Origin of the sequence: Methylobacterium sp. 285MFTsu5.1, assembly GCF_000383455.1 — a bacterium.
GTDB lineage: Bacteria > Pseudomonadota > Alphaproteobacteria > Rhizobiales > Beijerinckiaceae > Methylobacterium.
In genome coordinates this window covers 74,051-83,193 of record NZ_KB911291.1, presented here as the reverse complement: position 1 = coordinate 83,193, position 9,143 = coordinate 74,051, and the positions used below count along the sequence as shown (strand labels likewise).

General features: G+C 72.2%; 11 protein-coding genes. 4 read left to right on the top strand and 7 right to left on the bottom strand.

What is annotated here, in order from left to right; genetic code table 11:
• Positions 1-478 precede the first annotated feature (478 nt).
• A complete protein-coding gene (locus H288_RS0125195) occupies positions 479-1,858 on the bottom strand; it encodes an RsmB/NOP family class I SAM-dependent RNA methyltransferase (RefSeq protein WP_026605276.1) in 1,380 nt (459 codons plus the stop codon).
• 194 nt (positions 1,859-2,052) lie between these two features.
• On the opposite strand from H288_RS0125195, the gene H288_RS34225 reads away from it, so the two are divergent.
• Positions 2,053-2,223: a DUF1674 domain-containing protein gene (locus tag H288_RS34225; protein ID WP_081636537.1), complete on the top strand. Its 171-nt coding sequence runs from the start codon at positions 2,053-2,055 to the stop codon at positions 2,221-2,223.
• 18 nt (positions 2,224-2,241) lie between these two features.
• On the opposite strand, the gene H288_RS0125185 is transcribed toward H288_RS34225, so the two are convergent.
• A complete protein-coding gene (locus H288_RS0125185) occupies positions 2,242-3,252 on the bottom strand; it encodes a 2-keto-3-deoxygluconate permease (RefSeq protein WP_020095352.1) in 1,011 nt (336 codons plus the stop codon).
• Between the two features lie 239 nt (positions 3,253-3,491).
• Between H288_RS0125185 and H288_RS0125180 the strand changes: the two genes are divergently transcribed.
• Positions 3,492-3,800, top strand: a complete 309-nt coding sequence (locus H288_RS0125180; protein ID WP_020095351.1) for a cupin domain-containing protein — start codon at positions 3,492-3,494, stop codon at positions 3,798-3,800.
• Between the two features lie 21 nt (positions 3,801-3,821).
• Here H288_RS0125180 and H288_RS0125175 read toward each other — a convergent pair whose 3' ends face one another.
• Together H288_RS0125175 and bluB are read right to left on the bottom strand one after the other, a co-directional pair.
• A complete protein-coding gene (locus tag H288_RS0125175; RefSeq protein WP_234080996.1) occupies positions 3,822-4,289 on the bottom strand; it encodes a L,D-transpeptidase in 468 nt (155 codons plus the stop codon).
• 228 nt (positions 4,290-4,517) lie between these two features.
• Positions 4,518-5,156: a 5,6-dimethylbenzimidazole synthase gene (bluB, locus tag H288_RS0125170; protein WP_020095349.1), complete on the bottom strand. Its 639-nt coding sequence runs from the start codon at positions 5,154-5,156 to the stop codon at positions 4,518-4,520.
• 345 nt (positions 5,157-5,501) lie between these two features.
• Here bluB and H288_RS0125165 point away from each other — a divergent pair, with 345 nt between their 5' ends.
• Entirely contained in the window at positions 5,502-5,876 is a 375-nt protein-coding gene (locus tag H288_RS0125165; RefSeq protein ID WP_020095348.1) for a DUF2794 domain-containing protein, read from the top strand.
• Positions 5,877-5,886: 10 nt separating this feature from the next.
• Here H288_RS0125165 and H288_RS0125160 read toward each other — a convergent pair whose 3' ends face one another.
• The 3 genes from H288_RS0125160 to H288_RS0125150 form a co-directional block, all read right to left on the bottom strand.
• Positions 5,887-6,789: a dihydrodipicolinate synthase family protein gene (locus H288_RS0125160; protein ID WP_020095347.1), complete on the bottom strand. Its 903-nt coding sequence runs from the start codon at positions 6,787-6,789 to the stop codon at positions 5,887-5,889.
• Positions 6,790-6,886: 97 nt separating this feature from the next.
• Positions 6,887-7,657 (bottom strand): Bax inhibitor-1/YccA family protein, encoded by a 771-nt coding sequence (locus tag H288_RS0125155; protein ID WP_020095346.1) that lies wholly within the window; start codon positions 7,655-7,657, stop codon positions 6,887-6,889.
• A gap of 411 nt (positions 7,658-8,068) precedes the next feature.
• Entirely contained in the window at positions 8,069-8,656 is a 588-nt protein-coding gene (locus H288_RS0125150) for a PAS domain-containing protein (protein ID WP_020095345.1), read from the bottom strand.
• A gap of 161 nt (positions 8,657-8,817) precedes the next feature.
• On the opposite strand from H288_RS0125150, the gene H288_RS0125145 reads away from it, so the two are divergent.
• Entirely contained in the window at positions 8,818-9,141 is a 324-nt protein-coding gene (locus H288_RS0125145) for a hypothetical protein (protein ID WP_020095344.1), read from the top strand.
• Positions 9,142-9,143: the final 2 nt, after the last annotated feature.

The window sequence follows — 9,143 nt, the reverse complement described above, 5'->3', positions numbered from 1 at the left end:
CGGTCAGCCACCGGGCGGGCCCCCGAAGGACGGCCCGGGATCGCTCCCGGGCCGCCGCGGACAGGTGCGGTCAGGAAGCACAAAATAGGAACATTGTCAAGGAAAACTGAGCGGCGCAGCACGGTCGACGCGCCTCTCGTCATCGCGAGCGCAGCGAAGCGACCCAGGGCGGCGCGACGTCGTTGAGCGGGGCGCGACCCTGGATCGCTTCGCTCCGCTCGCGAGGACGGCGGAATCCATCCCATGACCCGGAAACAAGATGAGAGTCAGGCGCAGGTCCCTCTCCCGTGCGAGAGAGGGATCGCGTCGCGGCGCGGCTGTGCCGACCCGCAGACGCCTGTCTTCCGGACCTTTGCAACACGATCGGGAATGCACCGTCGGCAGGTCCGGGTTCCGGGCTCGCCTGCGGCACCCCACGAAATGATGGGGCGGAGGCGGACCGCCGGCCCGCCTCCCTAAAAATCCGGTTCGCGCCCGGTCAGTCCGCCCGCCGGAGGCGGCTCGCGAAGAAGCCGTCGAGGCCGCCGCGGGCGCCCTCCAACTCCGGCAGGTGGCACGGCAGCGTGCGCAGGTCGCCGCGGTCGTCGATCAGCGCCGCGGCGCCGCCGACCTCCTCGGGCCGGACCGGCACCCGCGCGTAGCGGGGATCGCGGGCCAGGAACGCCGCCACCTGCGCTTCGCCCTCTTCCGGCTCCAGCGAGCAGGTGCAGTAGACGAGGAGGCCGCCCGGCCGCACCAGCCCGGCCGCGTGGTCGAGGAGCTTCGCCTGGAGCGCGGCGAGCCGCCCGATATCGGCCTCGGCCTTCGTCCAGGCCACGTCCGGATGGCGCCGGATCGTCCCGGTGGCCGAGCACGGCGCGTCGAGCAGCACGGCGTCGTGGTCCTGCGGCTCCAGCGCGAGGGCGTCGGCGACCACGACGTCGACGGCGAAGCCGAGCCGCGCGACGTTCTCGCGCAGGCGCTCCAGCCGCGGTGCGGACCGATCGACCGCCGTGACCCGGGCGCCGGTGGCGGCGAGCTGCAGGGTCTTGCCGCCGGGCGCCGCGCAGAGGTCGAGGACGCGGGTGCCGTCCCGCGGCGCCAGGAGGCGGGCCGGCAGCGCCGCGGCGGCGTCCTGGACCCACCACGCTCCCTCCTGGAAGCCCGGCAGCTCGGGGATGGCCGGGCCGTTCTCGGGCAGGCGCAGGGAGCCGGTCGGCAGGGTCACGGCGCCGAGCCGCGCGGCCCAGTCGGCGGGCTCGCCCCGCGGGGTCAGGTCGATGGCGGCCCCCGCGAGGTGGGCGCGGGCGATCGCGGCCGCGCGCTCGGGCCCGTAGGCCGCGACCCAGCGGCGGGCGAGCCAGTCCGGGGTGTTGACCGCCAGGGCTTCGGCGTCCGCGGCCAGGATCGCGTCGCGCTCGCGGGCGACCCGGCGCAGCACCGCGTTGACGAGCCCGGCGAGATGGGCCGTGCGGGTATCCGCCTTGGCGAGCCGCACGGCGAGGTCGACCGCGGCGTGGTCGGGGACCGCGAGGTCGAGGATCTGGGCGGTCGCGGTGGCCAGCAGGGCCGTGAGCTGCGGCTTGGCCGCCGGGAGCCCGCGCTCGAGCCGCGCGGCCAGGGCGGCGCGGATCAGCCCGTAGCGGCGGAAGGTCGCCACCGCGATGGCCCGCGCCAGCCCGGCATCGGCCGGCGCCAGCGCCTCGGCGCGGATCGCCTGGGCGAGGGCGTCGTCGAGGGCGGGGGGGCGCTCCTGGCCGATCAGGGCCGCGACCGCCTGCATCGCCGCGCGGCGCGCCCCCAGTCCCGCGATGTCCGGACCGGTCCCGCCCGGTGCCGCTGCGTTCCGCGTGTTGCGGCCTGTGTCCCGCGATGCCACTTCTGCTCCAGATCCGATGTCTTCCCGACCCACGCCCTCACACCCGAGCGAGCGCGATGCAAGAGCCGACCGCAAGAGACCTGCACCGACAGGACCCGCACCGACAGGACCCGCACCGACAGGACCCGCACCGACAGGACCCGCACCGACAGGATCCGGCCGCGGAGGCCGGAGACGGCGCCGCCCCGCCCCGCATCCTCAGCCCGGCGGCGCAGCGCGCCCTCGCCGAGGCCGTCGAGCGCCGCGCGGCGATCGACGCCCGGGCCGCCGAGATCAGCGCCAAGCCCGAGCGCCAGGGGCGCGGCGGTCTGGAGCCGGTCCGCTACGACGACTGGGAGGTGAAGGGCCTCGCGGTCGACTTCTGAGGGACCCGCCGCGGGCGCCTACTCGGCCGGGACCGCCAGCGGCGCGCCGGCCTCTTCCTCGGCCCGGGCCTCGGCCACGCCAGCCCCGAAGCGCCGGTACCAGAGCCCGGTCAGGATCGGCACGAGGATCGAGGTGACGATGATGCAGATCGTCACCAGCACGGTGGCGGTCTGCGCCGAGGGGGCGAATTGCGGGGCGACGGCGGCGATCGCCAGCGGGTTGGCGGCCGCCGCCCCGGCGGTGGAGGAGGCGGCCAAGCCGGCCGTGCCCGTCCCGCCCCCGATCGCCCGGTCGGCCAGGATCAGCGGGATGCCGGTCAGGACGATCACCGCGAGCGCCAGCACGATGCCGAGCCCCGCGAGCGGCGAGAGCAGGTTGTTGAGGTCGACCGTGTTCCCCAGCGCGAAGGCGAAGAACGGGATCATCAGCTGGCCGCCGGGCGCGAACAGGGCCCGGAGCTTCGGGTCGAGGTTGCCGAGGGCGAAGCCGACCAGGAAGGGCAGCACCGCGCCCACGAAGATCTGCGGCTCGAAATGCGCCGCCCCGGATGCGCCGAGGATGATCATGCTCATCAGCGGGCCGGACTCGATCGAGGTCAGAATGAAGGCGCCGGCCTCCTCGCGGCTGCCGTAGGTCTGCATCAGCGAGGCGTAGAGGCCGCCATTGGTCATATCCATGGCGCAGACGATCGCCAGGATCGACAGGCCGGCGAAGAAGCCGGTCTGGATGCCCTCGGGCGGGATGAACAGCCCGGCCACCAGCACGATCGCCCAGGCGGCGACGAGCTTGGTCGCCACCAGCGTCCCGGACTTGCGCAGCACCGTGCCGGTCGCCTTCAGGCTGACCGAGGCACCCATGCAGAAGAACCAGACCGCCAGGATCGGGATCACGCCGGTCATGATCCCCTGCGTGAAGCCCTTGAAATAGGCCGGGGCGCCCGGCGCGAAGGTCTTGCACAGGGCCCCGAGCAGGAGCGGCACCAGCATCAGGCCGCCGGGAATCCTGTCGATCGCCGCCTTGATCTGCATGGCGCGTCCCTCCCGATCCGGGTCGTCCGCCGACGCGCCGGACCCGGGCGGGATCGCGCACGCCGCGCCGGCCCGCGCCTCTGTCGGGCGCCTCTCGGACCGGTGCGTCATCCTGTCGGGGCGCGCCGCGGGTCGTCAAGCGGCGCCCCGGCGCGGGGCTTGCCGAACGTGTCGCGCTGTCGGGCGCGGAACGTCGGGCGCCGGGCCCCGTTGGCGAGGTTCACCGGAGGGAGGCGACGATGGCGACGACAGTATCGGCCCGGAGCGCGAGCGCGGGTCCACACGGCGAGATCCACCTCGCCCGCGGCGAGCGGCTCGGCATGCGGATGTGGCGGGCCGAGGAGCCCAACGCCGACAAGCCGATGACCACCTCGGCGCACGAGACGGTCGGCTACGTCATCAGCGGCCGGGCCGAGCTCGTGCTGGAGGGCGAGACCGTGGCGCTCGCGCCGGGCGATTCCTACTGCGTGCCGGCCGGCGCCGCGCACACCTACCGGATCCTGGAGACCTTCACGGCCGTCGAGGCGACTGCACCGCCGGCCGGGTGAGGCCGGCGGGCCTCAGTGGGTTCAGTGGGTCATGTAGACCTGCGTGCCGACATCGACCCGCGCGTAGAGGTCGACCACGTCCTGATTGTACATCCGGATGCAGCCGTAGGACGCGTAGGTGCCCACCGAGTTCGGCCGGTTGGTGCCGTGGATGGCGTACTCGCCGCCCGCGAGCGTCATCGCCGCCGCCCCCATGGGATTGTGCGGCGAGCCGCCCGCGATGAGGTTCGGCAACCGCGGGTTGTCGCGCTTCACCTCCGCGGGGGGCGACCAGGCGGGGGCGACGTACTTGCCGTCGATCGGCTTGATGCCGAACCACTGCTTGCCGGGACGGCCCACCGCCACGGGATAGCGGATCGCCGTGCCGTCGCCGTTCACCAGGTAGAGCTTGCGCTGCGACACGCTGATCACCACCGAGCCCGGCGCGACGCCGTTGGCGAAGGGGACGATCTCGCGCGCCTGCGCCGCCTGGAAACAACCGGCCAGCATCGCGCCGGCCAAACCGAATAGAGCCGCCACCCGACCCGACATCACCGCGATCCTCGCAAAGCTAGACTAGACGCGGGCAAGTAATCCCCGGCCGAGCTTACCGTTCCGAGAAAAGCTATGGTTGACGCGGGGTCATTCTGCGGATCCGCGGGGCACGGTAAAAGAGCAACCACGAACCAGAGTGTACGGGCCGTTGCCGCGCGGCGGGGCCGCCGCTCCGCGCGCGTCTCAGCGCTCGTAGAGTTCGCTCCCGCGCCGGTCCTCCGACTGCCAGCCGTGGCGCTCCAGTTCCGGGTCGAGATGCTCCTCCACCGGGTAGCCGACGCAGAGATAGGCCACGAGCCGCCACGTCTTCGGCACGGCCAGGATCGCCGTGACCGCCTCCGGCTCCAGGATCGAGACCCAGCCGACGCCGAGGCCGCGGGCCCGGGCGGCGAGCCAGAAACACTGCACCGCCCCCACGACCGAGTAGGCCAGGGTCTCGGGCATGCTGGCCCGGCCGAGGCCGAGGCCGGTCTCGGTGGCCACGTCGCAGAAGGCGGCCAGATGGACCGGCGCCTCCCGCAGGCCGGCGAGCTTCAGGCCGCGGTACTGCGCGGCCCGATCGGTCGCGTAGCCCGCGGCCGCGGCTTCGTTGCAGCCGGCGAAGTTCTCCGCGACCGCGCGGCGGCGTCCCGGATCCGCGACCCGCACGAAGCGCCAGGGCCGGCTGTTGCCGACCGAGGGGGCCCGGTGGGCCGCCGCGAGGCAGGCGCGCAGGGCGTCCTCGTCGATCGGATCCGTCCGGAAGCGGCGCACGTCGCGGCGCCACGCGAACAGCGCGTCGAGGTCGTGCAGGAAGGCGGCGTCGAAGGCGGGCGGGCCCATGATGCGGCTGGCATAGCCGCAACCCCGGCCCGACGGGAAACGGAAAAAAGGCCGCCCGAGGGGCGGCCTGAAGTCTTGGGTCTCGAAACCTCGGAGTGCCGGATCCTGGGATCCCGAGCGGCGACCGATGGCTGGGGAGCTGGGTGTCGGTCGCCGACCGGGCAGAACCCGGCGAGGTTCGACGCCTGTTGTCGCGCCGCAACGCGGCCTGCAAAAGGCGTGAATCGGGCCAAACCGTGTTTTTTGTCGCTTGGGCGTGTCTCGCGGGACACGGCGCGCGCGACCCTTGCGGGCCGCGGCGGCGAGGCCCATCATCCGGCAAAGCATCGATGCACGGGAGCCGTGATGACCGAGAGGACGAGCGCCGGGTCGAGGCCCGACGAGGCGGCGGGCCATGTCATCCCCTTCCCCGCCCGCGCGGCCCCTCCGCAGATCGCCTTCAACCGGGACGAGCTCCGCACGATCTTCAACCTCTACGGCCGGCAGGTCGCCGCGGGCGAGTGGCGCGACTACGCCCTCGATTTCCGCCGCGACAAGGCGGTGTTCTCGATCTACCGGCGCTCCTCCGAGATGCCGCTCTACCGCATCGAGAAGGATCCCAAGCTCGCCCGGCGCCAGGGGGCCTACGCCGTCGTCGCCGCGAGCGGCCAGATCCTGAAGCGCGGTACCGAGCTCGCCCGGGTGATCGCCGTGCTGGAACCGGCACCGGCGGCGGTCTGACGGCGCCCGCTCAGGACAGGGACAGGCGCCGGACGGTCGCGGCGATCTCGGCCACCGCCTCCGGCGCCAGGGGCCGGATCGGCCGCGGCGGCTCGGCGCGGCACAGGCCCATGAGATCGGCCAGGGCGTAGACCACCCGCAGGCTGGAATGCGTCCGGAACAGCGTCCAGAGGGGCTCCAGCTCGGCGTTGAGGGCGCGGGCCCGCTCGGTCTCGCCCGCCGCCACGGCCCGGACGATCGCCAGGCAGGTCCGGGGAAACAGGCCGCCCGCCACGCTGAACCACGCCGCGCCGCCGGCGATCAGCGCCTCGGTGACGTTCCAGTCGCCGCTGAACCCGATGGGGAAGCCCGCCGGGACGGCCTCCCGCAGGGCCGCGATCCCGGAGGCGGCCCGCGCCGGCTCCGGCGCGGCGCACTTGGCGGCCACGATCCCGGGCTGGCGGGCGATCCGGCCGATCAGCGCCGGCGTGAAGTGGAAATGCGTGGTCGCGGGGTTGTCGTAGAGGACGAGGGGCAGGCCGCCCGCCTCCCCTACGGTCGCGAAATGCGCCTCGACCTCCGCCTCGGTGAGCGGCGTGTACGAGACGGGGGCGAGGAGCCCGGCATCCGCGCCGGCCGCCCGCGCGTCCTGCGCGAGGCGGACGGCCTCGTCGGTGCGCAGGGCGCCGATGCCGACGAGGAGCGGGACCCGTCCGGCCACGGCCTCGGCGGCGATCGCCACCGCCCGGCGCCGCTCCTCGCGGCTCAGGTACGCGTAGGTCCCGGTGCTGCCGAGGAGGCCGATCGAGTCGACCCCGGCGGCCGCCAGGGGCTCCAGCAACCGGCGCAGCGCTTCCGCGTCGACGCGGCCGTCTGCGTCGCTCGGGGTGATCGGGAAAGCGGAGAGGCCGGAGAGGTCGGAGAGCGCGGGCATGGCCCGAGCCTAGCGCATCCGCGCGCGGCGGCCAGGCAAAAAGAAACCCCGGCGGTGTCCCGCCGGGGTTCCCTCGTCCCGTCTTGTTCGGGCTGGCTTATCGGCGGTCGCCGATCAGGCTCAGCAGGAACTGGAACATGTTGATGAAGTCGAGATAGAGCGTCAGGGCGCCGTTCACCGACATCTTGGCCGCCATCTCGCCGTCGAAGCCGCCGTAGAGATACATCTCCTTGAGCTTCTGGGTGTCGTAGGCGGTCAGGCCCGCGAAGATCAGCACGCCCAGCACCGAGATGGCGAACTGGAGGGCCGACGAGGCGAAGAAGATGTTCACCAGCGACGCGAGGATGATGCCGATCAGGCCCATCATCAGGAACGAGCCCATGCCGGAGAGGCTGCGCCGGGTGGTGTAGCCCCACAGGCTGAGCGAGCCGAAGGCCGCCGCCGTGATGAAGAACACCTGCACCACGCTGCCCCCGGTGAACACCAGGAGGAGCGAGGACATCGAGGCGCCCATCACCGCCGCGAAGGCCCAGAACATCGTCCGGGCGGACGAGGCCGACATCCGGTCCATCCGCATGGAGAAGACGAAGATGAACGCCAGCGGGGCGAGCATCAGGACCCACTTCAGCGGGCTGAGGTAGAGGGTCTGACCGAACGGGGTCAGGATCGGGCGGGTGCCCTGGTAGGCCGCCACGGAGGCCATGTTCAGGCCGAGCGCGACGAGACCCGAGATGCCGAGCCCGACGATCATGTTGTTGTAGACGCCGAGCATGAAGGTGCGCAGGCCCTGATCGACCTCGACCTGGGTGCCGGCGTAGCCGGTCGGCTGCTGGGCGCCGTACCGGAAGGGGCTGTTCTCGAATGCCATGGGAGTTTCCTTGCGGAGGCTCTCTCAGCGTGGTGTTCGGTCGAGGCCCACGCAGGACCTCTGGCGCCGGGCTGGCGCCTCGGTCGGGAATATGTTGCGCCCGAAGCCGCGACACAAGTCCCCGGCCACGGTTCCGGGGCCGCTTTTCCGTGTCCGGCGGATGTATTTTTGTCCATCTGGGCCGGGATTAAAATGCATTCCGCTCCGTCGTCGGGTTGTTCGACTGACGGTTGCCGCCGTCCAGGCGTTTCGATGCGCCCGCGCGAAGTCTTAACGGCTTCCTTATGCCACGTGCGTCCGCGTGCGCCCCGGTTTCTCCGGTCCGGACCGCCAAGTCCCGGCGGGTTCGTGCCTGCAAGGCGGGTCCGCAGCCTCGAAGATCCGCTCTCCGGCGCGCGGGATCGGGGCGGTTCAGTGCGTCATCCGGCGGGCCAGGGCACGGCCCAGACCCAGCAGCATCAGGTCGGCGGCCGCCCGCACCTCTGCGGGCATGTCGTCGGTGAGCGTCTCCTTGAGCGCGACGGCGAGGTCGGCCGCCCGCTCCAGCGGGTCGCCGCCCGCCATGGGCCTGCCGACCACGTAGCGGTCGCCGCCGTCGCGGATCTCGGTGATGTCCATCAGGATGCCGTGCGAGCGCTGCGGCTCGCCGTCCTCGTTCCGATGGGTCCGCCCCCGGCTGAGGAGCCAGCGCACGGTGCCGTCCGCCTTGAACACGCGGTACTCGGCAAGGACCAGCCCGCTCGACCGGACGGCCCGGAGCATGTGGTCCATCAACCACGTCATGTCCTCGGGATGCACCGCGGCCAGCGCCATCGGCCCGTTGATCGGACGGTCGGCGAGGTCGGGATTGCCGGTCAGCAGCCGGGCCGCGCCCGCGTCGTAGACGACCACGCCGCGGACGTGGTCCCACTCCCAGGCTCCCACAACGCACGAGGCTTCGAGAGCCGCCCGGAGACGGTCGGCGTTCTCCGCGTAGCCATCGATGACGTTGATGCGCATGGTGGACGGTCCCCCCGGGCCGCTCGAAGCTCGAATGTCTAGCTCCGTACCAATCTTCCGGCGAAATGACAAAGAGTTCACTTGCGAATACCCCTTCACGGGGGCACCTCTTGTCATGGTTGGGAAATTTTCCCCCGTAGCGAGTGATTCGAGGGGCCGCCATGGATGAGAACGGACTCGAATTCCTGCGGACGATTGCTGACCGGAAGGTGAAATCCTCCGCCGCGCGCGCGCTGAACAGGATTGCGCAGTCCCTCGATTTGCCGATCGAGGCGTTCTACGGTTCCGATCACTGCGGATTTGTGGACCGTCCGGCCATCGAGCGGGAGACGGAGCGGCTGCTGATGCTGGTCGGGGTCCACCTGCGCCGACTCGATCCTGCGGCGCGGAGGCGATTCGGTGAGGCGGTTCAAGCTCTGGTCGGCCCCGAACCGACCGAGGCATGCGCGCGCACCGCGGAGAATGCGGAGCGCGGCGACCCGTGAGC